Raw genomic sequence first — 26,229 nt, 5'->3', positions numbered from 1 at the left:
TCACAACATGAAAATTACAATTATTGGTACGGGTTACGTTGGCTTAGTGACTGGTGCCTGTTTGGCAGAACTCGGTAACGATGTATTTTGCCTTGACGTTGATCAGCGCAAAATCGATATTTTAAATAATGGCGGGATTCCTATTCATGAGCCAGGCCTGGAAGAATTAGTGGCGCGTAACCGTGCTGCTGGCCGTATCCAGTTTTCTACGGATATCGAGGCTAGTGTCAGCCATGGTGAGGTACAGTTTATTGCAGTCGGTACTCCACCGGATGAAGACGGTTCTGCCGACTTGCAATATGTCTTGGCCGCTGCGCGCAATATCGGCAAATATATGACTGGCTTTAAAGTCATAGTCGATAAATCTACTGTGCCAGTTGGTACGGCTGATAAGGTTTCTGATGCTTTAAAAACGGAGTTAATTGCACGTAATTCAGATGGTCAATTCTCCGTTGTATCTAATCCAGAATTTTTGAAAGAGGGGGCAGCAGTCGAAGATTTTATGCGCCCTGATCGGATTGTGATTGGTTGCGACGATACGCCACAAGGTAATCAGGCACGCTCACAGATGAAGAAGCTGTACATGCCTTTTAACCGCAATCATGAGCGCACTTATTGGATGGATGTACGTTCTGCTGAATTTACGAAATACGCTGCTAATGCTATGTTGGCGACGCGTATCTCGTTTATGAATGAATTAGCCAATCTGGCAGATCATGTTGGTGCTGATATTGAGGCGGTACGACATGGGATCGGCTCTGATCCGCGTATTGGACATAGTTTCTTGTACGCTGGTTGTGGCTATGGTGGCTCTTGCTTTCCTAAAGACGTACAAGCTCTCGAGCGTACAGCGCAAGACTACGGTTTGGATTTACTTGTTTTACAAGCCGTTGAAGCTGTAAACGAGCAGCAGAAATTGGTACTCGGTAAGAAAATCGTCAAGCGATTTGGTGATGATCTCAGCGGTAGGCATTTTGCGATTTGGGGCCTGGCATTTAAACCGAATACCGATGATATGCGCGCTGCCTCTTCCCGCGTTTTGTTGGCGGAATTATTGCGTAAAGGCGCTACTGTTGCGGTTTATGATCCAGTTTCTATGCCTGAAGCCAAGCGGGTTTTTGCACTAGATTTTGCTGATACTCCAGAATTATTAGAGAAAATTCGCTTTGCCAGTAATCCTATGGATGCCTTGGTAAAAGCAGATGCATTAGCGATTGTGACCGAGTGGAAAGCATTTCGTAGCCCAGATTTTGACCAAGTTAAATCGCTTCTGACGCAGCCTGTCATTTTTGATGGACGTAATTTATTTGAGCCTGCTGTGATGACCGAAATCGGTATCGAATACCATGGCATCGGTCGCTCAGTGTTGACGCGCGGATGATCAGTATGTTGGAATCTAAGCGTATTTTGGTTGCTGGCGACGTCATGTTGGATCGCTATTGGTTTGGCGACGTCAACCGGATTTCTCCTGAGGCACCTGTGCCTATCGTTCGTGTTGAAAGACGCGAGGAGCGTCTTGGTGGTGCCGCTAATGTGGCGCGCAATACGGTGGCGTTGGGTTTGCAGGCGGGTTTGTTAGGTGTGATTGGTGAGGACGAGGCGGGTCATATCGTTGAGCGCTTATTGACTCAGTCTGGCATTACTAGTTATTTAAGCCGTGATACAAGCATTTCTACCATCATTAAGTTACGCGTCATCGGTCGCCAGCAACAACTACTGCGAATTGACTTTGAAGAAAAACCTACTGAGCATGTACTCAAAGATAAACTATCCCGTTTTAACGCTCTGATTGCCGATTACGATTTAATTGTCTTGTCCGATTATGCCAAAGGTAGTCTGGTCAATGTGGCGGCGATGATTTCTGCTGCCCGTCTTGCTGGTAAGCCAGTATTGGTAGATCCGAAAGGAAGTGATTTTCTACGCTACGCTGGCGCTACAATGCTGACGCCTAATAAGTCTGAATTGCGCCAAGTCATTGGTGAGTGGGCAAATGAGGCAGAGTTGACAGAGAAAGTCCAGGCACTACGTCAGAAATTAGATTTACAGGCATTGCTGCTCACTCGCTCTGAAGAGGGAATGAGTTTATACACAGCAACAGAGGTAACGCATGTGCCCGCTATGGCGCGTGAGGTGTATGACGTTTCAGGTGCAGGTGATACCGTGATTGCAACTATGGCAGCAAGTATCGCGTCTGGTATGAGCTTACAAGATGCCGTAATGCTTGCCAATCGTGCTGGCGGTATTGTGGTAGGTAAGCTAGGTACTGCTACGGTTTCTAAAGAAGAGTTATTTGCGTCTGTTAATTAATGTTAATTTAATGTTAATATTCTTTTGACTGTCAACCTGTATGGCCGTAAGTCGTTAATTGATACAGAACGAGATACATCGTTCTATCTGGTCTGGCAGTTAAATAGACGTAGTTAATTTACTTAATTCGGGAGTACTCATATGTTCAAGAAATTATTATTAGCAGTCGCAGCAATGGTCGTCTCCATGGGATTTGCCTTTGCTGATGTTGATGTAAATAAAGGCGATCAAGCTGCTTTGGATGGTATCAAAGGTATTGGTCCTGCCAAATCTAAAGCGATTATTGACGAGCGTACTAAAGGTGGCAATTTCAAAGATTGGGCGGATTTTGAAACTCGCGTTAAAGGCGTTGGCGCAAAAAGTGCAGTCAAATTGTCTGAGGCCGGTTTGACCGTTAACGGTCAGGCTAAGACTGGTGCGCCAGCAAAGCCAGCAGCAGAAAAAGTCGCTAAACCGATGAAAGCGGATAAAGCAGCGACTGCATCTGCGGCTGCCTCGGTTGCGGTACCTGCTGCGTCTGCTAAGGCATCTGCATCGAAGTAAATTTGGTTTTATGCTTCCGTTTTATGTTGTCGGTATGTGAGCGCATTAAAGGTTTAAAAAACAAAAACATCTCTTGCTTGCAGGAGATGTTTTTTTATTGCCGCAAATTCTCCTGACAACAATGCCGTGTGGTGAGCAGCAAGCTGCTACAGCGTTTAGAATGATGTTTTATATTAAATTGCTTACTAGCGACTATGCCTTATCTGACGATTGAAGACACTATAGGAAATACCCCGCTCGTTATGTTGCAACGTATTCCCAGTGCGGAAATTAAACGACGTAATAATATTATTTTAGGTAAGTTAGAAGGTAATAATCCAGCAGGATCCGTTAAAGATAGGCCTGCATTGTCTATGATCAAGCGTGCAGAAGAGCGTGGTCGAATTAAACCCGGTGATACCTTGATTGAAGCCACTAGCGGCAACACCGGCATTGCGTTAGCCATGGCTGCTGCCATGCGCGGATACAAAATGGTACTGTTGATGCCGGAGAATTTGAGTATAGAACGTCGTCAAAGCATGGCAGCATACGGTGCACAGATTATATTGACCCCTAAAACAGGTGGTATGGAATACGCCAGAGATCTTGCAGAGCAAATGCAAAAAGAAGCTAAGGGCGTGATTCTGGATCAATTTGCTAATCCTGATAATCCTTTGGCTCATTACGAAACTACAGGGCCAGAAATTTGGCGTGATACTGAAGGTCGGGTAACCCATTTCGTCAGTGCTATGGGAACTACCGGCACCATAATGGGCGTATCTGCCTATCTGAAAGAGCAAAACCAAGCCATACGCATTATCGGTGCACAGCCAGAGGAGGGATCCTCGATTCCAGGAATTCGGAAATGGCCAGAAGCTTATTTGCCTAAAATTTATGACAAGGCCAGAGTTGACCAAGAGGAGTCAGTGAGTCAGTCTGATGCCGAGCACATGGCTCGTCGCATGGCTGCAGAAGAAGGTATATTTTGTGGGATTTCAGCAGCTGGTGCTTGTGAAGTCGCTTTGCGTATAGCGCATACAGTTGAGAACGCAACTATAGTGTTTATCGTGTGTGATCGTGGCGACCGTTATTTGTCTACTGGGGTTTTCCCAGCTTAAATTACAGCAGTTTGTCGATATGACAGACGAAAAAATACCGTAGATGTACTTGGGTACATCTACGGTATTCTCATATTGGCTAACGACACTTATGATGTCGTACCAAATTAACTATTATCCGCAGCGTCTTTTGGTTTGAATTGCTTGTCGCTGATACGGAATTTTGCGCGGCGATCACCCATCAACTCGCGTAAATCTTTGATGCTGACATCGCTAATTTCATGCATACGAATTAACAGTGATGCACCTACAGGCAAACGACGGTGACGGATTTTACTAATAACTGGTGGTGCTACTTCTAACGCTCTGGACAAAGCTGCGTCGTTTTTCAAGTGCAATTGTTTAATCAACGTATCCAGAAGATTATTCGGATCGTAGTCAATCTCATCGGATTCAAGCTGTGTCAGATTTGCCATAATTACCTCGCTATTTAGCTTATTTAAAGCAAAAAAAGTTGCCTCAATAAAAAATTAATCAAACGGTAATATTGTATCTTTAAAATGCTTTTTCTTGCTAGAAAAATAGCAAAACATTGTTAAATCTCTTGACACATTGTCTTTTTACACATAAATGTATCATTCGATAATGTTACTGTAGTTTAAAACATACTATTTAGCAATATTAATCGGCGAAAATCTTATCGAGCTATAAAAAATTCTGAAAAGCAAGATTTTCCTTCTTGTTTATTTATTTCGTGCTGCTGCAATCACTTTCCCTAAATCGATCACAGACATAGCGTAAAAGTAGCTCCGATTGTATTGCGTAATGGCAAAAAAATTATCCGTCGCTAACCAATATTCGGTCGGTTCATTTCCATTTTGCAAATTGACTAATCCATATAGCAAAGATTCGGGTGCATCTTGACTTGCCGTCGTTGCTACCGTCTTCAGTTCATCTAGCTTGTAACTCGCTCTTAATCCTTGCCCTAAAAAGCTGTCTAATAAACTGATTTGCTCGTCTCCGATCGCTAAGCTTGCAGGGAATACGGTAGGAACATTTTTTTTCCAGCCATGCAGCGATAAGTAATTGGCGACGCTGCCAATCGCATCTGTTGGCGAACCTGACAGATCGATTTTTCCATCACCATCGAAATCAACAGCAAATTTACGGATACTGCTCGGCATAAATTGTGACCAGCCAATTGCGCCAGCATAAGATCCTTTAAAACTGAAGGGATCAACCTGTGATTCACGGGAGAGTAACAACATATTCTCTAATTCTGACCGGAAGAACTCCATACGCGCAGTACGTGTTGGTGTATCAGGATAAGCAAAAGCCAGTGTAGTCAATGCATCCATGACGCGGAAGTTGCCGGTATTCCGGCCAAATACCGTTTCTACCCCAATCAAGCCTACGATGATATCTGGCGGTACGCCGTATTGAGCCTCGGCACGATTTAGAGCATTGGCATACCTATCCCAGAATGCGATGCCAGCATCAATCCTGTGCGCATCCACAAACCGTGCACGGTAAGCTTTCCAGTTTTTGGGACGTCCACCTGGCGCTGGCTTCATTAACTGGATAGCTGATTCTATATAGCGGGTTTTATCAAAATTATTGACTAGCTCGGCTTTATCAAAATCATGTTTAATAACCATCTGGTCAATAAACTCACTCACCTCTTTCCATTGAGCAAAGTGCACAAACTCAGCACTATTAGCTGATTGCTCTTGGTCCTTGGATAGTTTTTTGCGTGCCGCATCGGCGTTGGGTGCAACAGTCAATAGGCTAGTGATAGTGATAATTACGGCTAATAAAAGCTGATTAGGAAGTTTGTTCAGTTTAGTACGTAAATTAGTCATAGAAATATAATGGAAGACATTCAGATTCGTCTGGTCAGCGACATTGCGCTAAGAGAGTTTTAAGTTGAGCCAGTACACTAGACATTGGCTGTTTCGAGTCGCCATATTTGGTTGCTGCGTATAAAGCTAAAAAGCTTTGGACGGGTATAAATAGCGCTTCCGGTAGTTTGCTTTTCAGACGACTCGTATATGCAGTCGGCCCTTCGTGCAACAAACGTGGATATTTTTTATCTGCCAGCTTTTTACATAAAGAAAAGTATAACTTATCGAGGGGCGCGAGTTTAGGTCGATGGTACAAAAGCGGCAATGCAATTAGTCCAATAAGCACTGTCCCGATGGCGAAAAAAACTAGCATCAATTTAGGCCAGTCTAATTCTCCTAAGCCTAACGTACGTAAAAAATCCACTTGTTTTGCGGGGTTGTAATTTAACACCCATTGGTTCCACGAGTTGTTGACAGCATCTAATTGCATGCGCATCCGGGATAGTAAAGATTTACTCTCTGCGCCAAGATTCATAAATTCGCTGAATCCACGACGATTCAAAATAGAACTTAAATTTAAGTTGATACGTTCAGGTGCGACCGCTGCGGTAGGGTCAACTCTGACCCAGCCTTGGTCTTGCAACCAAACTTCTGCCCAGGCATGTGCATCGGATTGACGCACTTCCATAAAGCCATCAACTAAATTCATCTCACCGCCCTGGTAACCAGTGACTACCCTCGCTGGTATGTCAACAGCTCGCATCAATACTACAAATGCGCTGGCATAGTGCTCACAAAATCCTGCGCGTGAATTGAATAAAAAATCATCTACACTATTTTTTCCTAACAGCGGAGGTTCTAATGTGTAGCTAAATTTTTCTGTCCTAAAAAAGTGTAGCACTGCCTGAATCAGACTTTTATCATCTGATGCACGTTGGCGTAAATCTGCCGCAAAAGCCAGGGTGCGAGGATTAAAACCCGCTGGCAATGCAACTTCTGTTTGCAGATCCCTGAGACTTAATTCTGGTTGCCATCTGTATTGGGGTTGCGATGTTACTTCATATCGCATACGGCGATTGATCGCTTGGGTTGCGCTGAGTTCGCCTTGTGTATTGAGCGAACTGCCAAGGTCATTGATTGAGGCTGATTCATTGGGTAAATCCAGTCCAAATAGCCAGCGTTGCCCTTGCGATTCCATGATGATTTCTTGACGTATTTTGGCTCCGCTGAAACTAATGGTGTTATCTCTACTACGATATTTGGGGGACTCGGCATGGGTCCAGCTGCTGCCGTCAAAATGGCTAAGGACGATTCCACGCCAATATAGAAGTGATTTTTGAGGAGCAGTATTGATTGCCAAATCGGGGAATTTAACTCGGAAAGCAATATCCTCAGAAAGCGCTAACTTACTGATATTTCCAGGCGTCATAGAGTCCGATAATCCACTGCGTCCGGTATTGGCATCACTAGGCAAACTCCAAAGCGGACCCTGTAATCGGGGGAATAAATAAAACGCAACAATGGTTAACGGAATCGCCAAAGCCAGTATCAATAATCCTAATTTAATACGTTGCATCAAAGGTGGCACAACGCCCGTATAGTTAAACGACAATTGCGCTGTTAGCAGCGCAATCACGGCACACAAGGCAAATGCAGCACTTCCTATGGTTTGGGTATCTAAAAACTGTGTCAGCAACAGAAAAAAACTCAGATACAGCACCACAAATAAATCACGTTTGGCATGCATCTCTAATAGCTTGCAAGCCAGCAGCATCATCAGCATCGTGACACCGGCATCACGTCCAAAAAAGGTATGAAAATGTAAGAACACGCCACCCATCATCAAGCTGGCAATGGGTACCAACACCCAAGAGGGTGGCATGCGTCTGCCAGTCAGCGTGAGCCAGCCACGCCAGGCTAATAAGCAAAGGCAGCTAACAGAAACCCACCGTTCCGCTTGACTGATATGGGGTAATAAAACCAACAAGCAGGCAAAAATCAGCAATAAGGTATCGGCCTTATCACGGGCAAGCGGGAGTTTTCTCCAACTTTTATGTAATGTAGAAATAGCCTTCGCCCCAGATTTGATTTTGGAATCTGGTAGGTCAGGTAATGGAGCGGATATCGTCATCGCCTCGATCTCATGTTAAGCCACATACTAGAGCTCATAAAGCGCTAAAGCGCGTAAGCAATCTAGCCGGTGCGCCTGTCCCGTGGCGGGGGCATAATGATTGCCGCCAAGTCGAAAACCATACGGTTGTGCGTTGGCATCTGCTTCTAATACCCAACTGGTCATGCGTGCTAATTTCAGTTCCACGTCCATGTTCTTTGGCAAACTAGAAAAATCAAGCATGATGTCGCTGGCAGAGCCGCCAGAAAATTGTTTCGTCACAAGCTGACCACCAGCGGCCACATCAACTTTGGCAATATGCTTCCAAGCCAGATGCTTAAGCGCGTCACCTGTTTGATATGCTCTGACGCCAGAAAAATCTTCACTGCCTGCATGGCCTCGCCCATCATTTTTTTCTGAGCCTTGATATGGCAGGGGTGGCGCATTTAGTTCTGGTCGCGGATACACCAGTGCTTGTACGTCGGGTAACCAGGTACTCCAGGCGCGCAGCAAACCAAGAGGGAACCAGGTCTGTAACCTGACTCTGGGAATGGGCAAATAACCGCGCGTTTCGCTAGAGCAGCTTAGCTGGATACTAGTGCGGCTAAATGCCGCGATATCGACCGCATGTTGTGCTGCATCTTTGCTGGAAAAACTCACCCAGACGGCATAGCGCGCATATTTGCGGCGATTGATTAAGTGCAGCGTAAATTGCGCATCTTCACCGGCAAATACGGGTTGTGCTGTGCCAGCGAGCAAATGCAAATGCGCTAGATTACGGAAGCCTAAAAACACGCTCACCCAGGCACAGGACATTAGTACAAATGTCAGCGCCAGACCCAAGCTTAAATTGTAGTTGGTGGCAGCAATAAACAAAGTGATCAGCAGTAGCAAAAACATCCAGCCAGGCTTGCTTGGCAACGTGAATACTCTGCGCTGGTTAAGAAATACCTCACCAGTTTCAGGCTTGTTTTCTAAAAACACCATTTTCCGAAAACGAGTTTGTAGGTTCGTGAATAAGCTCATTGTTACTGATTAAAAAAGTTAACTAAGCAGGACTTATGCACAGTTGTCCCAGCAAGGCGCTGCAACGCAGTTGGCGTGGGTTTGCGTGAGCCCTACTAAACTAATATTAGTTGGCATCTATACCGCAATCCGCAACATCATTTGCTGTAGCAATTCACTGCTGGCATTGGTTTTGCCGCTGACCGATTTTAAAGGCCGCAAACGATGTGCGATGACCGGTATCAGTATCGCTTGCACATCCTCTGGCAGGACATGATCGCGTCCCTCTAATGCCGCCCATGCACGTGCTGCTTGCAGCAATGCGATAGAGGCTCGCGGGCTCATGCCATCAGCAAAAACATCATCCTGGCGAGTGGCATGTGCCAGTGCTTGTACATAATCGATTAAAGACGGTGAGGTATGAATATGTTTCAGTAATTTTTGCGCCTCAACTAATTCATTAGCTTGCATTGCTGCGGTCAGGCTTTGTAGAAGACTACGGCGATCTTCGCCAAGCAACAGTGCGCGCTCTGCCGCTGCGTCGGGATAGCCTAGAGAAAGACACATCAGAAAGCGATCAAGCTGCGATTCTGGCAAAGAAAATGTGCCGACTTGGTGAGTAGGATTTTGTGTCGCAATGACAAAAAAGGGATGAGGCAGCGCACGGGTTTTGCCCTCCACACTGACCTGACGTTCTTCCATCGCCTCTAGCAAAGCAGATTGAGTTTTCGGTGTAGCACGATTGATTTCATCTGCCAGCAAGACCTGCGTAAATACGGGGCCAGGATGAAAAATAAACTGATTTTTTTCACGTTCAAAAATAGAAATTCCAACCACATCTGCGGGTAGTAAATCACTGGTAAATTGCAGACGATTAAATTGTAAGCCAAGTGAAATCGCCAAGGCATGCGCCAAGGTAGTTTTGCCGACGCCTGGCACATCCTCAATCAGTAAATGACCGCCCGCCAGCAGGCACACCAAGGCCTGACGAATTTGTGTGTCTTTGCCGATAATGACTTGATTAACTTGTTTTGCAACTGCGTGAACTTTTGAAAACATAGTGAGCACTAAGCCTTATGAAATGAATTTGCGTCAGTCTTATTAGTAGGACTTACGCAAAACCGCCCCAGCTGCGTTGCAGCTCCTAGCCTAAAGTACTGTCGTCGTCGCTACGCCTTGCTGGGACAATTTTGCGTAAGTCCTAATTAGGTAAGTTTTACTACAGTAACTCGAGTGTAAACTGATTTAAAGCAATCACCATACAAGATATACAGGATGTCGCATCATGAACCGTTTTAAAATGAGCGATGCTTAGCCTGGAACCGGAAATTGGTAAGCGGTGGCAATAAGCTGGCAATAAGGCCGTTTGCAAAATGCCGCAAATAGGTTGACACTAACGCCAAGAGACATATCAATCTACGAAGATCAAAAGAGCAAACAATGACGACCGCGTTTTATACCCACGCCGATTGCAAGCGGCATGAAATGGGATCATGGCATCCAGAATCTCCCGATAGATTACAAGCCATCGAAGATCAATTGATCGCCAGTCGTATTGACAGCTTGTTGGAATATCGTGAAGCGCCAGCGGCAGAAGAGGCTGACTTAGCGCGCGCGCATACCGCCAGTGCCATTTACCGGATTCGAGAAAACTGTCCCACGGCGCACTCAGAACATCAGCACTTTCCGCTAGATGCAGATACTTTACTCAATGCCTTCACCTGGCGTGCCTCGTTGCGTGCCGCAGGTGCTGCGATTGCCGCCACTAACGCGGTGATTGCTGGCGAGCTGGACAATGCATTTTGCTCTGTGCGCCCACCGGGGCATCATGCGACTTCTAGCGAGGCGATGGGTTTTTGTATGTTTAATAATGTCGCCGTGGCTGCCAAATATGCGATGGAAGTGCATGGGCTAGAGCGTATCGCGGTAGTCGATTTTGATGTCCATCATGGCAACGGCACGGAAGAGATTTTTCATAACGATCCCCGGGTGTTGATGGTGAGTTTTTTTCAGCATCCGTTTTATCCCTACTCAGGCACCGAGCATCCGGCGCCCAATATGCATAACATTCCAGTGCCAGCGCATACCTATGGCGATGTTGTACGCCAATTAGTGCTGGAGCAGTGGCTTCCCGCCTTGCATCAACATCGCCCGCAAATGATCTTTATTTCTGCCGGATTTGATGCACATAAAGAAGATGATATGGGCCAGATGGGCTTAGTCGAGGCGGACTACAGTTGGATGACCCGCAAAATTATGGAAGTCGCCAAAGAGCATGCGGGTGGCAAAATCGTTAGCTGCCTTGAAGGTGGCTATAACTTGTCGGCTCTGGGTCGTAGCGTGGTTGCTCATATTAAAGTGCTAGCCGAGCTAGATTGATGATCAGATTCTTGCGCCAGATGTCTCAAAAACATCAAACCTCAGCATAAAAATGATGGGAATGGAGCTGATGACGAGCGTAGCTAGAATTTTTGTAACGCTGAGTTTTTTGCTTTTTTTGTATTGATGTTTGCCTTTTTCGGCAGAGTAAAACGCTATCCTTTTGCCTGGCATTAAATTAATACTGCTATATAGTATATTTTATTGTCCATACGCTAATTGGCTTTGAGGTGCATTTTATGCCTATACTCCCATTAAAATGCCAATTTTTGATGATCTGGGCGACTGCTATACCCCGTAGCTAATTTCCTCGCCAAAAACTAAACAGGAATTCTTGTGCGCAAGTCCGTAAAATAGCGGTTTGAATTTAGCAAATAGAAGAATAAGCATGTCCATACAATGGTTCCCCGGTCACATGAACGCTGCCCGCAAAAAAGCGGCAGAAACCATGGAAAACACCGATCTGGTGATAGAAGTTTTAGATGCCCGCATTCCGCAAGCCAGTTGTAATCCTATGGTCGAACAACTGCGCACGTTTCGTCAGCGTCCTTGTCTAAAAATACTCAATAAAAGCGATTTAGCTGATCCGCATGCCACTAAGTTTTGGCTGGATTTTTATAACAGCCAAAAAGGTGTACACGCAGTCGCATTGTGTTGTAAAAAACCGTCCGACGTTGCCAAAATCCCTGGTATTGCGCTTAGCATCGCACCGCATCGCGGCGTACCAACCAAGCCCTTGCGCATGATGATTATGGGGATTCCCAACGTAGGTAAATCTACTTTGATGAACGCGTTGCTTAATCGCCGTGTCGCCAATGTCGGTGATGAACCTGCCGTCACCAAAGTACAGCAGCGTTTGTATCTCGGTAAAAATATGATTTTGGTCGATACTCCCGGTATGCTCTGGCCAAAAATCGCCCATCCGACCGATGGCTTGATGTTAGCCGCCAGCCATGCAGTTGGTGTAAAAGCTCTGATTGAAGAAGAAGTCGCTACCTTTTTAGCCGAACAATTATTACAAAATTACCCTAAGTTTTTGACAGCCCGTTATGGCATCGTCACAGAGGGGATTGATGGCGTGAGTGTGATCGAGGGCGTTGCCAAAAAACGTGCTTACCGCCTCAAAGGTGGTGACTGGGATTTAGAAAAAGCGGCTCACACTTTGCTGTTAGATTATCGCAGTGGTGCTTTAGGACGAGTCAGTCTGGAGACGCCCGCCAGCCGCGAACATTTGCTCGCAACCTATGTGCCACCAGTGTTGCTGGGGCAAGGTAAAACGACCGACGTATCACAGGGCGAGCAGGGCGAGTTGGACGAATTGCCGAGGCAGTAAAACTGAATCTATCCGATGGAAAAATAGATGTTATCTTTCCTCTTGCGATTTGTCCTTTGTGTTTTTCTTAGCTATAAAGCTTGGGATATTGCTGAGCTATATGGAGCAGGGTATGGCCCCATTGTTTTAGTCGTTGTTGCTGTTGCCTGGGGTATTTTCTTCGCCCCGTTTATTGTTGACCTTATTCCTGCCGTCCGATATTGGGCCAGATATTCTGTTTTAAACCGATGGCAAGGAAGATACTATTCGTTTGATCATTATCATCTTCGCTTTTACATGGTGGACGATGTTATCTGGTTACCTATAAAAGATATCCAAAACTTGATCGTGCCGAGATTGGCCGAACGTGAATTACGCTTACTCGGTGACGATTACAAAATCATTCCTGGCCATAAGCAAATCGGTGTCACAGAGGCTGGTTTGCTACGTTTGTTGGCAACGCGCACAGAACATCGTCGCGCTAATATTAAGATGCTACGATTTAAACTATGGTTAACAACTAGTGCCCTGCCAAATGTTAAACGTTTGCCTAAGTCGCGAGCGAACATCTTATAAATGGTGGACTACTTATCGTCTGGCTTACGACGTATTCTGTGACTAGCCATTGATAATCTTACGGGCAAACGATTCCAGATAATCCATTAAGGAGTCGGTTGCTTTTAAGGCTTGCTCTTCATTGCCTTTTGCGATCGCTTTCGCTAGCATCAGATGGCAACGTGCGCCTTCTTCTATATCGCCTTCATGCTGAAACGCATACCAAAAGCGACGGCATTTGATCACCAGTGGCACGACCGCCGCTACCGCAGACGGATTGCGGCAGGCTTCGTGTATCACGTGATCTAAGGCTTGGTCGGCGGCCATATATGCACCTAGATCAGCGAATTTAGCCGCGACCAACATTTGATCTGCGCATTCCACCATGTCTTTGCGGTGTTGCGGTGTGCTGCGACGGGCTGCGCTGGTGGCGATCAGACGTTCTATTACGCGCCTGGTTTCGATCAGCGTCATGTGTTCTGCGGCTTCAATGTCACTGACGATCAAACCGCGTCTTGGTAGTTGCAGAATCAGTCCATTGGATGACATCCGCATCAAGGCTTCACGCAAGGGGGTGCGTCCCAAACCTGTGATTTCAATTAATTCTGACTCTACAATCGGAGAGCCTGGCTTAAGTTGTAGGGTGACAATCATGCTTTCGATCGCGTCATAAGCGATATCCACCGCACGCAACTTGGGTGGTGGAGATTTTTGCGGTAGCGCTGTCGCCATCGCTGATTTGCTTGCTGTGGCTAGCATGAGGTTTTCCGAGTCAATATTTTATTTCTATAATAGCGACATTTCGCCGAATTTTACTCAGTAATATTCATTTTTTTCGAAATTATTGCGTATTTATATAGGCGCACGATTGGGCAAACTGAGCATGCTTTGCTGGAAGTTTGCCCCATAGTTACATCTGTACGCGAACTTTTTTAGAAAAGTCGGTTAAAGGTAGATCGAGACATCCGGTCTAGTTGCTAAGGCTTTTTGTACGATAGTCGTCACGCGTTCACGTTCTGCACCAACAAGCGGCTGGCGCGGACGGCGTACGTTTTCATTGCCAACGCCGACCAGGGTTTCGACCAGCTTCAGGTTTTGTACCAACTTGTTGGATACGTCTAAATGCAACAGCGGCATAAACCATTGATATAGCTTGAGTGCATCGTCATAAAGTCTGGCTTGCATCATGTTATAGAGCGCTACCGTTTCTTTCGGAAAGGCGACGACCAAGCCTGCTAGTAAGCCATCTGCGCCGACTGCTAATCCTTCAAATGACAGATCATCCACGCCCATAAATAATTGATAGCGATCGCCCAACACATTGCGCAGATCCGTAATGCGGCGAATGTTGTCAGTTGATTCTTTAATTGCCACCAGCCATTCACAATCAGCCAAATCCAAAAAATCTTCTGGTGTTAGATCAACTTTGTACGTCACAGGATTGTTATAGACCATGATCGGCAATTGTGCCGCTTTGGCGATGGCACGCAGATTGTCTTTTGCTTCGCGGGCGTCGGCGGCATACAAGACCGATGGCATTACCATAAGACCTTGCACACCCATATCCGCGGCTTGCTCCACAAACCGTAAGGCATTGCTGGTGCGGGTCTCCGACACATTGACTAAGACCGGCAGGCGCTTATCCGCAACCTGCAAGGCAATCTTGGTGACTTCCAGTTTCTCATAAAACGAGAGGGTGCTGGCTTCGCCCAAAGAGCCGCAAGTGACCAAGCCATGGACTCCGCTATCGATCTGAAAAGCATAATGCTTTTCCATTTCAGCATAGTCCAAATCTTCATTATCTTTAAACTTGGTAGTTACTGCCGGAAAAACGCCACGCCATTTATTTGTGCTCATGCTTATATTCCTTCGCTGACTTAGTTAGTAGAACTTGATTGAACTTGGTGGATTGAGCTCGCTTGATCAAAAAAGAGTTTAGTACATGTTAATATTATTTAAAAATATTTTAAATATATTTAAATAACAGATAAAAAATTGTAAAAGTTAGTGATTGTTTATTTAGTTATTGCTGTTTCATGTAAAATGAATAATATTATTTAGTCATTCATTCTTATTAATTACCGGTATTTCTTATGATCATCGATCCTATGCCTATCATCTCCACTGAAGAAGCACAGAAAAATCGTCATCAATTGGCAGGTCAGATTAGTGATATTTTTTTCACCGAAGCTTTATTTGATGCGATGCCAGATGTAGTTTTTTTCGTCAAAGATCTGGCTGGTCGTTATATTGTGGTAAATCAGACACTCGCCACACGAGCTGGTTATAAAGATAAAGCTGCCTTAATTGGTCATACGGCCACTGAAGTTTTCTCGGCTTCTTTAGCTGTTAATTATGATGAACAAGATCAAATGGTACTGAGCGGCAATCATGCCTTAAACGATCAATTAGAACTTCATCTGTATCCCAACCTCGATCCTGGCTGGTGCCTCACCCAAAAAATCCCACTGCGCGACACCAATAATAAAGTCATCGGTCTCACCGGTATTTCTCGTGATTTAGCGATGCCGGATCAACGCCATCCGATTTATCACCAGATCGCCGCTGCTGTCCGGCATTTGCATAGTCATTATTTTCAGACAGTACAAATGGCAGATTTGGCGCAACTAACCGGTTTGTCGATTACCCAGATTGAGCGTTATTTCCAAAAGATTTTCTCACTGACGCCACGTCAGATGATGATTAAAATCCGTTTAGATGCAGCATCCCAGATGTTGGCTGATCCTAGCAAGAGCATCACTGACATTGCAGCAGATTGCGGCTACCAGGATCACAGCGCTTTTTCTCGTATTTTTAAAGCCACTGTCGGCATGACCCCGAGTGAATACCGCGAAGTCTTACAACGTCAGTCTATTCTCGAAGCCAGAGCCTGATAGAAACGCTTTCCTTAGCGCATCCCCCAAACAAAGGGATCTCTCTCATCCAATAATAAAGTCGCCTCAGCATTCACAAATGCCTTGCTGCGAATACTCGGTAAGATTTTTTCTGCACTAGTTGCGTCGCCGGAATCATCTGCTTTCATCGCTCGATAAGACGCTTCAAACACGCTGCCGATAATACTTTCCTGCCGCCATATTTCACCCTCTGTCAATTCGCCATCTGCCGCCAGGCAAGCCAGTTTGGCGCTGGTGCCGGTGCCGCAAGGTGAGCGGTCGTAGGCTTTGCCCGGGCATAGTACAAAGTTTTTGCTGTGATTATTGGCTGAATCTGGAGTGCCAAATAATTCGATATGATCTATCAACGCGCCGTGCTCACCGGTAATCTCATTTGCCTCCAAGGCTTGTCTTACCCCCCAGCAAAAATCGGTAAGCGCATCAATATTTATTGATTCTAACTCCTGCCCATGATTAGCGATCAGGAAAAACCAATTGCCACCCCATGCCACGTCGCCTGTTACAAGACCGTGGCCAGCGACTTCAATCACGACTTCTTTGCGGTAGCGCCATGCCGCAACGTTATGCACAGTCACGCTATCGTTAGCATGGAGTTCAACCTGCACAACGCCAACAGGCGTGTCAATTTGATGTTGCCCAACGCTGATCTTGCCTTGGTAAGCCAGACTCACCACAAAGCCAATCATGCCGTGACCACACATGCCAAGATAACCCACGTTATTAAAAAAAATCACGCCGGCAGTGCATACAGGGTTGTGCGGTAGGCAGGCCAAAGCACCAACCATCACATCGGAGCCTCGCGGTTCGCAGGTGGTCGCAGTGCGGTAATGATCAAATTCAGTTTTAAAGCGATTGACGCGGTCAGCTAAAGTGCCCTTGCCCAGATCAGGGCCACCAGCCACGATTAACCGGGTGGGCTCACCACCGGTATGCGAATCAATAATGGATATTTTTTTCATGTGCACAGAATAATCAGATGTTGGCGCGTTGTCTTGACGGATTGGCTCTTGCTTATTGTTGAAATCAGCATAGTCAGCGTTATTTTGACTCTAAGATAGTTTAAATAATTATGACAGTCGTGATAACGTCGGGCGACATGTAACTTTATTTTAAGTAAGCTGTTCGTCTTTAATTTAATATACTCCCCATAAAATTTATTAAAAATGACCTATGGTTCAATAATTAATTGGACGTTTACAATATACATATAAGGAGTATATGTTTTATGTCATGCCGTCCATTCTCCGTCATCTGAGATCAACGCTCGCTAGTGAAGATGGCTCAAAGGTAACCCCGGATCATTTCCGTCACTATTAACTCGTCGTTTTTCATAAAACTGTACAAAAAATAATCATGTAAAAATGGGATAGGATGCAGCAAAATTGCCATGCGATAATGCGAACTGCTTATTTGAAACCACCGCCCAAAACCGCATGAATTTAGTCACTCGACAGCGCGAAACCCCCAAGCCTGATCCCGTCAAAAAACGGTTGATTGCTGGCGTGATGATTTCTCTATTGATTCATGCATTGATATTGTGTGTACAGTTTGGCGTGCCCGGTCTGGGTTCTCCAGGAGCGGCAGCGCCGGAGCAAAATAATTTTGCCCTTGCAACTGAATCAGAATTGACGATCCAGATTGCAAATCCAGAACTTAATACCAGCGCCGCAATCCCGCCGTTGCAGGTGCCACAGCCACCTGTGTCAACACCGCCGGTAGCCTTGGCAGCAGAGACTGGCATACGTTTGATAGCGACTGCGGTTGCAACGCCAGCAGCACCAGTGCCCACATCATCCAAGCCAGCGTTAGCCGAGGCCAAAGCAAAAAATGGCCCCAAAAAAATCGTAGCACGCGCTATTCCGGTGATGCCTAAAGCTGAGCAGGAACAATCGCCAGAAGATCCGGTACGTGTTATTGCCCAAAATGAGATGCGGGATGACAGCTTTGTCGTGCCGCTCCCCAGCCCAGAAGACCCGGAGCACAAGCCCGATCCAGAGTCCCGGCAAAAAATTACTAAATCTGTCGCCCCCATCGCACCTGATCCTATGCTGGATGTCGCCAGTGTAGCTAGTGTATCTGAGCAGCCAGACCCAGCGATACAACAAGCCGCAGCGCGGGCAGAGGCGGCCGAGTTAGCAAAGTTGGCAGAAGAGACCAAGCGGACACAGCTAGCCAAGCAACAAATCCGGCAACAAAAGCAATTGAAAGAAGAGCAGGCGCGCTTGCAATCAGAAGCACAGCTTGCAGTCCAGACTCCGCAAAATGTGGCGATCCAAAAACTACAAGAAGACAATCGTAAACAAGCGGATGTCAGCGGGGCGGCAGAGATAGCATCCAAGTTAGAAGAGCAAAAATTAGCCGAGCTTAAGCAAGCCGAACTAAAGAAAATTGAACAAAAAAATATCGAACAGCAGCAAGCCGTCCAGCAATTAGCGCAGCAAGTAGCACAGAAAATAAGCCAGGACGAAGCCAAACGCACCCAACAAGAGCTAGCACGTCTGGAGCAAGTGCGCCAACGAGAACAAGCGATTCAGCAAGAGCGTCAGCAAAAGCAAGTAGCAGAATTACAAGCCCAACAGCAGGCCATTGTGCAAGCCAACAAGCAAGCCGCCGAGCAAGCCGCCGAGCAGACGGCCAGGCAAGAAGCACAGCGCATCGCACAGCAAACCGCACAGCGAGAACAAGAAAGCAAACAAGCTCTAACCGCTCAGGCCAGCACAAAATTTGAGCCGCGTACCTTGCCTGCGATCGGCAATAACAACAATCACGGCGAAAGCATTGCCAGCCGTGCAGACAGTGGTGATCGTAGTGGTGATAAATCAGGCGAAGGCAACGGCATCAAAGACGGCGACCGCAATGGTAACGGCAGCGAAAAAGGTTTCGTCCTGCCTAAAAATTTATTCAGCAGCGATCTCGCCAACAAAGCGCTGGAGCAATCACGCGGCTTAGGTCTGTTACGTGGCCGGCCACCAGTCCCCATCTTTGGCGACGACGACAAATCACGTCGCCGCGCAGTCGGTAGTGAATACAGCAAAGATGTTCCATTACGTATGTATGTAGAAAGCTGGCGACAAAAAATCGAGCGCAACGGTAGCCTTAATTATTCACAAATTTCCAAAGACAAAGCCCGTGGTTACCCCGTCGTATCGGTCATCATACGCAGCGACGGCAGCGTAGAAGACATCGTCCTCATCAGTTCTAGTGGTCGTGCAGACCTGGACGAAGCAGTGCGCCGCATCGTCAGAGTCAACGCCCGCTATGCATCTTTCCCCGCCAACGTGGCAGAAAAATATGACACTATTGAAATACGCCGGGTCTGGAATTTTGAAGAGGCGCTAAGGATTACTGAGGAATTGCGGTAGTTTTGCGAGATAAGAGCTAACCATAGAAGAGGCAATCACGATGCGTATTTTGATCACGGGTGGTACCGGTGTAATCGGGCAGCGCTTATGTCCAGCGTTGTTGGCAGCGGGGCATGAGTTGACTGTATTAAGTCGCCGCCCGGCACAGGTGCAGCGTTTGTGCGGTGCTGCGGTAAAGCCGATGGCGTCTTTGCAGGAGTGGTTGCCGGCGATCCATTTTGATATTGTCATCAATCTTGCCGGCGAGCCGATTATTGATGCGCGCTGGACCGAAAAACGTAAGCAGTTATTGTTAGATAGCCGGGTCGCCTTGACCCGCGAGTTGGTCGCTTGCATGCAGCGTGCCGCACAAAAGCCGACACTGTTTTTGAGCGGATCAGCGATTGGTTATTACGGCGATACGGGCGATCGTATCATTGATGAAACGGCTGAGCTCGCTCAAGATTTTGGTGCCCAGCTGTGTAGTGCATGGGAGCATGAAGCCAATCAAGCCAGCGCGGTGGGGATTAGAACGATACTGTTGCGTACCGGTCTGGTGTTCGACGCGCGCGGCGGCATGCTGCAAAAAATGCTGCTGCCGTTTAAGCTGGGTTTTGCGACACGATTAGGGCAGGGTCAGCAATGGATGAGCTGGATACATATCGCCGATTACGTCGATGCTGTTTTGTTTTTGCTGGCCCATCCTGATGCTGAGGGCGCGTTTAATATGGTGGCTCCGAATGCAGTGAGGAATGCCGAATTTACACAAACGCTCGCCAGCGTATTGCATCGTCCGGCAATCTTTGCTGCGCCTGCATGGTTGCTCAATGCCGCCATGGGTGAGATGTCCTTGCTGCTGTTGGGTGGTCAGCATGTCGTGCCAAAAAAGTTGCAAGCACTTGGGTTTACGTTTAACTATCCAAGCTTAGATCATGCATTACAAGCCTTGGTGACTGAGGGTTGAGCGGTAAAAAAGTGTATTTGAAAATAGTCAAAAATTTGATAAAAATAAAATGAATGTAGCGACTAAATCTGGTACGGGGTTAAGTATCCAGCAGGGTACAACCCATACTGCAAAGCGTAGCAGTTGTACGCGTTGTCTGCGTCCGCAAAGCACTTGTATTTGCCATTGGATTATCGCTATTAATCCGCAAGTTGAGGTCGTGATTTTTCAGCATCCGCTAGAGGTAAAAAATACAAAAGGTAGCGCACGCTTGCTACATTTAAGTTTGACCGGAAGTCAAATTTGTATCGGTGAGAAATTTGAAGAATCTTTGCTTAAATCCTTACTGGATGTACCCGGAAAAAATAGCATATTGCTGTACCCGGAAACGCCGCAAGATCAGGGAATAGGTGTGATGCCTGCGCCTGTTTTTGATGTTAGATTATTGGCGCAGCCTGACAAAATACGTTTGATCGTGCTGGATGGCACCTGGCGTAAAAGTCGAAAAATGTTGTACCTTAATCCGCTGCTGCAAACATTGCCTCGTCTCCCTTTGCGGGACACGGCAACGTCGTTATACCGGATTCGCAAAGCACATAAGCCGGATCAGCTTTCTAGTTTGGAAGCGACTTGTTATGCATTGATGATGTTGGAGAGTACATCGGAAAAGTACCAGCCTTTGCTCGATGCATTTGATGGATTTGTAGGGCAGCAAGAAGCGCTTAAGACATCGCACTATTCTGATTTCGATGCTGTTTTGATTTAAGTTTTTAGCTAATTTAATCCCTCTGACGCCTCACCTCTGCGCACACAATATTTGCCGCCTTGCTTGCCGGCATACATCGCGGCATCGGCACGTTTGAGTAAGCTGATCGGGTCATGCCCATCTTGTGGTGCCAGCGCGTAGCCTATGGTTAAGCCGACGCTGCAAGTTTGCTCACTTAAGACAAACGGGCTGTCAAAAGCATCCAGCAATTTAAGTCCCAGATCGTTTGCTTGCTGTACGTTATTGAGCCCACTCGACATGACCACAAATTCATCCCCACCGAGTCGTGAGACAAGATCTGAGGTGCGCAAATTAGCTTGCAAGCGTTTGGCGACAGCGATTAGTAGTTCATCGCCAATGTCGTGACCGTATTGATCATTGACTTGTTTAAAGCCATCCAGATCGAGCATATATACGGCGAGAATTTTTTCTGCGGATGCTTGTGGCAATAGGTTGCCCAGGCTGGTATTTAAGCCACGTCGGTTAGGTAGTCCTGTTAATGGATCGGTATGTGCTAACGAATGCATGGTGTCACGTTCTTTACTCACGTTTTGGGCTTCCATATGGATCGCTTTGGTACGTAAGCCAAGTACGCGCATAAAAATCAACATGTCAAAAGTTGCGCCAAACTGGAATGAGTGCATGGTCCAAAAGTTAGCCGGAATTTGTCCTTGAATAACCCCGATGAGGATCGCGGTGGTGATGAAATAAACCGCCCAGCCGCTTAAGAAATACATCCCGACTTTATCGCCTCTGCGGGCACGGGTGATTGCGCCCGGTATGCCAAGTACAGCGGGCGCTAAGCCTAAAGTGCTGATGATGGCTGTGACCGTGTAAATATTGATCAGATCAAACGTGTAAAGCACGGCAAAAAAGACGGTCAGGCACGCGCCTGTTTTCATTAAAAAACCAAAGTGCCGATAGCGATCTTTACTCTGTAAAGCCTGCTCGATAAATAGAAACGATCCACAGGCAGCGATCAATGCAGACAGGCCGCCTGCATGGAGTTCCATCCAGACATTGTCGGTCCAGACGTACTGCGCGCCCACACCAAATTGCAGTAACGAAAATAGTAAGCTGCCTGAGATCAGCAGCGCGTATTTAATAAACAGATACTCGTGCAGACTAAACCATTGAGCAACACTATAGAGCAACAGACAAAGTGCGATACCAGTCAAAATGCCTTGCAGCATTTGCTCGTCCATCGCGCGTGCATGGAAGGTGGAGGGCTTGCTCAGGGTGATCGGCAAGATCATCGGACCTATCGTTTCTACCCGCATAAACATCACGTAGTCCAAGCCTGGTTTTAGCCGTAAACCGGAGGCGTGAGAGCGGCTGGTGATCGGGCGTTGGGAATAGGGTTGCATATTTCCTAGCAGCCGATGTTGCACCATATCTTGGCCTTGCATCAGATAGACATCAATTTTGTTCAGAACTGGATAGTCAATGTCTAAAGCCCATAAGCCATCACCATTGGCGGCAACAGTTAAGGGCAGGCGTAACCAAACTACATCTTTGCGCAAGCCCAGGGTATCCGTTGCTGTCAGAGGGATGGTGAACTGATTGCTGAGCGCGATGACGTCATTCAGACTCAGTTTGCCGCTGGCATCTGGCAAGAAGGTGATTGCAGACCAAGCATGGATCAGTGGGGTGCTATCGATTAGCAGTAGCGGTGCTGTTTGCTGGGTTGTTTGCTGATTGCTAATGGCTTTTCCGAGTTTGCCTGAAGTACTTGCCGGACTCTGTGCAAACGCGGAATTTGTTGCGCCTGCTGAACTTATATTGGCATCGTCACCAACATAGCCCAAGCTGAGTGCAGCAAGCAAAATGAATGAAATACAGTGTCGCAGCACCTGAAATTGGTGCATGGGAGGATGCCGGTGCTTAGGCAATAAGGACTTAGCAAATCTATGCAATTTACTTGTCATGAGTTGCAGATGGATGCGGCAAAAAAGCCTGTGAGAACAAGTACGTCAGTTCAGCGAAAAACCAAATTAAGAGTATCGTGTCGCTGAGGTTTTTCTGTCAAGCAGCATTTTTTCCAACATCGCGGCGAATACTGCCGTGTGAACTACTCGCCATCCCAAATATATTGTCGATAAAATAAGTCTATTCCATTGCTTGCCGCTGGGTCTCTATTAAATAAAATCGCTGCCGCAAGCTTGTCCGGGATGGCTCAATGAACATGGGTACAAGTTGCGCATAAAATAGATACTTTGGGTGAGTATATTTATACTGCCCATACAATCATTGGACTATAAGGTATTTTTCATAAAAAATCGTGGGAGTATATAAATAATTACTACTGTTAGCATATGGGAATGGGCGAAATCTAGCTACTTGATTTCGCCCATCTCGCCCAGACTTGCATTGTTCTGCATTCCCTTTTTTTTACCCTCTTCGTGTCTCCCTAGAATTGCCCCTCTGTTTATGCAAAGCCTGACTTAACTTGCTGTGGAAGGGAGCTGATCTTTGTCGACGGCATCTGTTGTTGCAAGCTTATTTGCAGGCTTAGTTTCTGGCTGATCTTCTGCCTTAGTATCTACCTTAGTGTCTTACTTAGTTGCGGGTTGACTCAAACGCGCTTCTAAAGCGTTCATCCATGCAGGTGCTTTGGGGTCGGTTTGCCAGTCTGCCATCGTTGAATTTACCGAATATAAAAGATGCTCAGGCAGTTTTAAAGGACGAGTCTGATCCATCAGAATTTTGCTCATCAATTGCTTGCCCAGCAGGCGAGTAATCAAGCGTGAGATTGAGAACTCTGGCAATAACAGCCGCACCACGGTATCGGTCATCCTGATCAGTAACATACCCAAACTAAACACCATGCGCGACAGCAAAGACACCCGGCCATCAATACCAATATCTTTTGCTGTTCTGGTGCCGCATAAATAGCGTGTCATTAACACCGGAAAAGGTTTAATCAAGCGGATAGGGATGATTGCTTCCATCGTATTCATCAATGCCATACCAAGGCCGGGGCGAGGATCGGGGTCAATCGGATCTGCGCGACCACGGGCTTGCATCTGATTGAACAGGGCTTCGGCTTGTTCCATAGTCTCAGCCATTAATTCGCGTCGAATCCCTAAAATATGGCCTACCACATTCCATGTATGCAAATAGGCCAGCTCGTCTTCTTGAGCTAATCCTAAGCCCAGTGTGCGCAGGCTACGCAAAAATACATAACCAAAGGTGAGCAGGGTGTAAGCCAACTCTTCCTGATTACAAGGCAGACCGTCTTCGCCTAACTTCCAGCCATGCGAGAACAGTGCCTGGTACATATTGTTGGAGGTCTCTGGCAATGCGCCCGCGGCTAGTGGCGGTATGACGCCGGCATCATTTTGATTTTGATGATTGCCCAACGCCAGCACCAGATCGGCGGGATTGCCATGCAAAATCAAGTTACGTATGGTGGCGTGAATCAGGCGTACTTTAAGGATCTGTGCGACGCCGCTGCCGTCTGGTTTGGTCAACCCACCCGCCAACATGACAGGGAAGATCATCGCCGCAGTGGAGCGTACCCGGTACTCAGTGTGTTTCTCTAATTGTCCTGCGATATGCAACACCGCCGACAGGTCGGGTATGACATAGCATTGCGGTAGGCTAGAGCAAAAAAGCAAAGAGCACGACAACATGCCGTAGTCGATAAACAAGGTCTCGGCACGATGTATTTGCGCCAGATCTGCCCATGGTGGTAGCGCACGCCCTTCGTGCAGATAGCTTTGTAAGTTGGCGCTGATATCGGCAGGCGTGGCTGGGTTGGCAGGTGTCCAGTGATAGATGGCGGCGTTGGATTGCCATTGCTCAAATTGTTGATTGATGATGCCAATTTTTTGCCAGTGCATGGCATGTACCCGCAAAAAATCGATTTCTGTGGCCACATCCCAAGGGCCGAGAATCGCGGCAATGGTATTGTCTGCTAAGGGGTCAGCCTGATATTGGGCTTGGTCTAATTCTTCATCGCTGACTTTACTTTCCGACGGCGGCACTGGTTCTATCGTCCATTGCCACCAGCCAGCAAAGGCGCACAGCAAAGGTATGCCCATTACAAACACGGTCATGCTACGGATTTCTACAGGGTAGCCTAGCAATAACTGGAAGATCATCCCACTGGCGTATAAACCCATCGGCAACAGTGCCTCTTGTTTGCTAAACGCCACACCGGGTTTTTTAATCGCATCCCGGGTGGACAGGCGGAAGGTCAGTAAAATCATCGACGATACAAAGACCCAGCCAAAAAATCCCTGAATGGTTTCGCCAAACCACCAGCCATCAGTTTTGGTCATGATCCAGGCTTTGAGTACGAATACCATATACGGGTCTGCGCCCAGATCAAATGCAGTCACCAGCATCGCTGCTAAAAACGACATGAACAATATATTGCCGGAAGCGGAGGAAGTGTCCAGCGGTGTACGCCAGACAATCAGGTTGCTGATCACATAGCAAGAGTAGGTTAGCGCAAACCACATTAGCGGGATCACCATCGGCACATCACCTAAGCGCCAGCCCAGCACCTCGGTGTAGGTGTAGCTACCAAAAAACCAGCCATGTGATGCCCCCATTTGCTCGGCAAACCAGCCAAAACTTAGGGCAATCGCGACAAACTTGAGTGCTGCTTTGCCACCAAGCAAATGGATGGCATTGGCCCAACATATTGCAAACATGAGAACAGAGCTACAAACAATCGCAATCGTAGTGTCGTTGTGGGTGCGTAAAGCGGTAGCAATTAAAAAACCTGCGAATAGAAAGTAACTAATAGCGGGTAGATGTGCTGACAGTAATTTCATGATGGCTTTATGGTCTTTTAAGTCGGTATTGAAATAATGTCAGGACTTGTAGCAAACTGCTTTTGCGTCACTCGGTTAGCAACTTTGCTTAAGCCCTACATCTGAACACGGATGAGAATGCATTAGAGAAATCTTACGTTGTACAAGTATAAATTTCTCTGTTAAGAATATTGCTCTAAGAACATTATTTATTTTCAACAGATTGACGTTGTATTTACATAGATGGGTTGTTTTGCCTAAATAGTTTTATCCTCTTTCGATTTGCCTGGCACGGTATGGAATATCCTAAAATAAATATACTCCCCATTAATTTATAAAAAATATGCTTATTGTCCAATGATTATATGGACAATTTAAATATACCTACTATGAGTATATTTATTAT

21 protein-coding genes are annotated in these 26,229 nt (G+C 46.6%); 11 read left to right on the top strand and 10 right to left on the bottom strand.

Annotated features, from left to right (window positions below; translation table 11 throughout):
• Window positions 1-7: 7 nt before the first annotated feature.
• The 4 genes from RGU72_RS10735 (at window position 8) to cysM (ending at window position 3,947) form a co-directional block, all read left to right on the top strand.
• On the top strand, window positions 8-1,381 hold the full coding sequence (locus RGU72_RS10735; protein ID WP_322119715.1) for a UDP-glucose/GDP-mannose dehydrogenase family protein: 1,374 nt from the start codon (window positions 8-10) through the stop codon (window positions 1,379-1,381).
• Window positions 1,382-1,386: 5 nt separating this feature from the next.
• Complete coding sequence (rfaE1, locus tag RGU72_RS10730; RefSeq protein ID WP_322119714.1) at window positions 1,387-2,307, top strand: D-glycero-beta-D-manno-heptose-7-phosphate kinase; 921 nt, start codon at window positions 1,387-1,389, stop codon at window positions 2,305-2,307.
• 141 nt (window positions 2,308-2,448) lie between these two features.
• The gene (locus tag RGU72_RS10725) at window positions 2,449-2,850 is read left to right on the top strand and encodes a ComEA family DNA-binding protein (protein ID WP_322119713.1); all 402 of its coding nucleotides are present in this window, start codon (window positions 2,449-2,451) and stop codon (window positions 2,848-2,850) included.
• A 194-nt stretch (window positions 2,851-3,044) separates the two neighbouring features.
• On the top strand, window positions 3,045-3,947 hold the full coding sequence (gene cysM / locus RGU72_RS10720) for a cysteine synthase CysM (RefSeq protein ID WP_322119712.1): 903 nt from the start codon (window positions 3,045-3,047) through the stop codon (window positions 3,945-3,947).
• Between the two features lie 107 nt (window positions 3,948-4,054).
• On the opposite strand, the gene RGU72_RS10715 is transcribed toward cysM, so the two are convergent.
• The 5 genes from RGU72_RS10715 to RGU72_RS10695 form a co-directional block, all read right to left on the bottom strand.
• Window positions 4,055-4,363 (bottom strand): hypothetical protein, encoded by a 309-nt coding sequence (locus tag RGU72_RS10715; protein WP_322119711.1) that lies wholly within the window; start codon window positions 4,361-4,363, stop codon window positions 4,055-4,057.
• Between the two features lie 267 nt (window positions 4,364-4,630).
• Entirely contained in the window at window positions 4,631-5,749 is a 1,119-nt protein-coding gene (mltB, locus tag RGU72_RS10710) for a lytic murein transglycosylase B (RefSeq protein ID WP_322119710.1), read from the bottom strand.
• Window positions 5,750-5,783: 34 nt separating this feature from the next.
• Window positions 5,784-7,862, bottom strand: a complete 2,079-nt coding sequence (locus RGU72_RS10705; protein ID WP_322119709.1) for a DUF3488 and transglutaminase-like domain-containing protein — start codon at window positions 7,860-7,862, stop codon at window positions 5,784-5,786.
• A gap of 27 nt (window positions 7,863-7,889) precedes the next feature.
• Window positions 7,890-8,867, bottom strand: coding sequence for a DUF58 domain-containing protein (locus RGU72_RS10700; protein ID WP_322119708.1), 978 nt, complete (start codon window positions 8,865-8,867; stop codon window positions 7,890-7,892).
• 117 nt (window positions 8,868-8,984) lie between these two features.
• On the bottom strand, window positions 8,985-9,905 hold the full coding sequence (locus tag RGU72_RS10695) for a MoxR family ATPase (protein ID WP_322119707.1): 921 nt from the start codon (window positions 9,903-9,905) through the stop codon (window positions 8,985-8,987).
• A gap of 381 nt (window positions 9,906-10,286) precedes the next feature.
• Here RGU72_RS10695 and RGU72_RS10690 point away from each other — a divergent pair, with 381 nt between their 5' ends.
• The 3 genes from RGU72_RS10690 (at window position 10,287) to RGU72_RS10680 (ending at window position 13,113) form a co-directional block, all read left to right on the top strand.
• On the top strand, window positions 10,287-11,225 hold the full coding sequence (locus RGU72_RS10690) for a histone deacetylase family protein (RefSeq protein WP_322119706.1): 939 nt from the start codon (window positions 10,287-10,289) through the stop codon (window positions 11,223-11,225).
• Window positions 11,226-11,613: 388 nt separating this feature from the next.
• Window positions 11,614-12,558, top strand: a complete 945-nt coding sequence (ylqF, locus tag RGU72_RS10685) for a ribosome biogenesis GTPase YlqF (protein ID WP_322119705.1) — start codon at window positions 11,614-11,616, stop codon at window positions 12,556-12,558.
• A 27-nt stretch (window positions 12,559-12,585) separates the two neighbouring features.
• Window positions 12,586-13,113 carry a hypothetical protein gene (locus RGU72_RS10680; RefSeq protein ID WP_322119704.1) on the top strand — a complete coding sequence of 176 codons (528 nt, stop codon included), beginning with the start codon at window positions 12,586-12,588 and terminating at the stop codon, window positions 13,111-13,113.
• 42 nt (window positions 13,114-13,155) lie between these two features.
• Here RGU72_RS10680 and RGU72_RS10675 read toward each other — a convergent pair whose 3' ends face one another.
• The gene (locus tag RGU72_RS10675; protein WP_322119703.1) at window positions 13,156-13,851 is read right to left on the bottom strand and encodes a GntR family transcriptional regulator; all 696 of its coding nucleotides are present in this window, start codon (window positions 13,849-13,851) and stop codon (window positions 13,156-13,158) included.
• A gap of 186 nt (window positions 13,852-14,037) precedes the next feature.
• The gene (locus tag RGU72_RS10670; RefSeq protein ID WP_322119702.1) at window positions 14,038-14,949 is read right to left on the bottom strand and encodes a dihydrodipicolinate synthase family protein; all 912 of its coding nucleotides are present in this window, start codon (window positions 14,947-14,949) and stop codon (window positions 14,038-14,040) included.
• Window positions 14,950-15,200: 251 nt separating this feature from the next.
• Between RGU72_RS10670 and RGU72_RS10665 the strand changes: the two genes are divergently transcribed.
• Window positions 15,201-15,986, top strand: coding sequence for an AraC family transcriptional regulator (locus RGU72_RS10665; protein ID WP_322119701.1), 786 nt, complete (start codon window positions 15,201-15,203; stop codon window positions 15,984-15,986).
• A 14-nt stretch (window positions 15,987-16,000) separates the two neighbouring features.
• On the opposite strand, the gene RGU72_RS10660 is transcribed toward RGU72_RS10665, so the two are convergent.
• Window positions 16,001-16,966, bottom strand: a complete 966-nt coding sequence (locus tag RGU72_RS10660) for a proline racemase family protein (RefSeq protein WP_322119700.1) — start codon at window positions 16,964-16,966, stop codon at window positions 16,001-16,003.
• A gap of 474 nt (window positions 16,967-17,440) precedes the next feature.
• On the opposite strand from RGU72_RS10660, the gene RGU72_RS10655 reads away from it, so the two are divergent.
• From RGU72_RS10655 to RGU72_RS10645, 3 genes are read left to right on the top strand one after another with little or no spacing between them, the layout of a single operon-like run.
• A complete protein-coding gene (locus RGU72_RS10655) occupies window positions 17,441-19,369 on the top strand; it encodes a TonB family protein (protein WP_322119699.1) in 1,929 nt (642 codons plus the stop codon).
• A gap of 40 nt (window positions 19,370-19,409) precedes the next feature.
• Window positions 19,410-20,312 (top strand): TIGR01777 family oxidoreductase, encoded by a 903-nt coding sequence (locus tag RGU72_RS10650; RefSeq protein WP_322119698.1) that lies wholly within the window; start codon window positions 19,410-19,412, stop codon window positions 20,310-20,312.
• A gap of 49 nt (window positions 20,313-20,361) precedes the next feature.
• Entirely contained in the window at window positions 20,362-21,057 is a 696-nt protein-coding gene (locus RGU72_RS10645; protein WP_322119697.1) for a tRNA-uridine aminocarboxypropyltransferase, read from the top strand.
• Between the two features lie 8 nt (window positions 21,058-21,065).
• Here RGU72_RS10645 and RGU72_RS10640 read toward each other — a convergent pair whose 3' ends face one another.
• Both RGU72_RS10640 and RGU72_RS10635 read right to left on the bottom strand, forming a co-directional pair.
• Window positions 21,066-22,925, bottom strand: a complete 1,860-nt coding sequence (locus RGU72_RS10640) for a diguanylate cyclase (RefSeq protein ID WP_322119696.1) — start codon at window positions 22,923-22,925, stop codon at window positions 21,066-21,068.
• Between the two features lie 687 nt (window positions 22,926-23,612).
• Window positions 23,613-25,844: a carotenoid biosynthesis protein gene (locus RGU72_RS10635; protein ID WP_322119695.1), complete on the bottom strand. Its 2,232-nt coding sequence runs from the start codon at window positions 25,842-25,844 to the stop codon at window positions 23,613-23,615.
• Window positions 25,845-26,229: the final 385 nt, after the last annotated feature.

This window comes from Undibacterium sp. 5I1 (genome assembly GCF_034314085.1).
Classification (GTDB): Bacteria; Pseudomonadota; Gammaproteobacteria; order Burkholderiales; family Burkholderiaceae_D; genus Undibacterium.
This window is presented reverse-complemented; position numbering and strand designations above follow the sequence as displayed.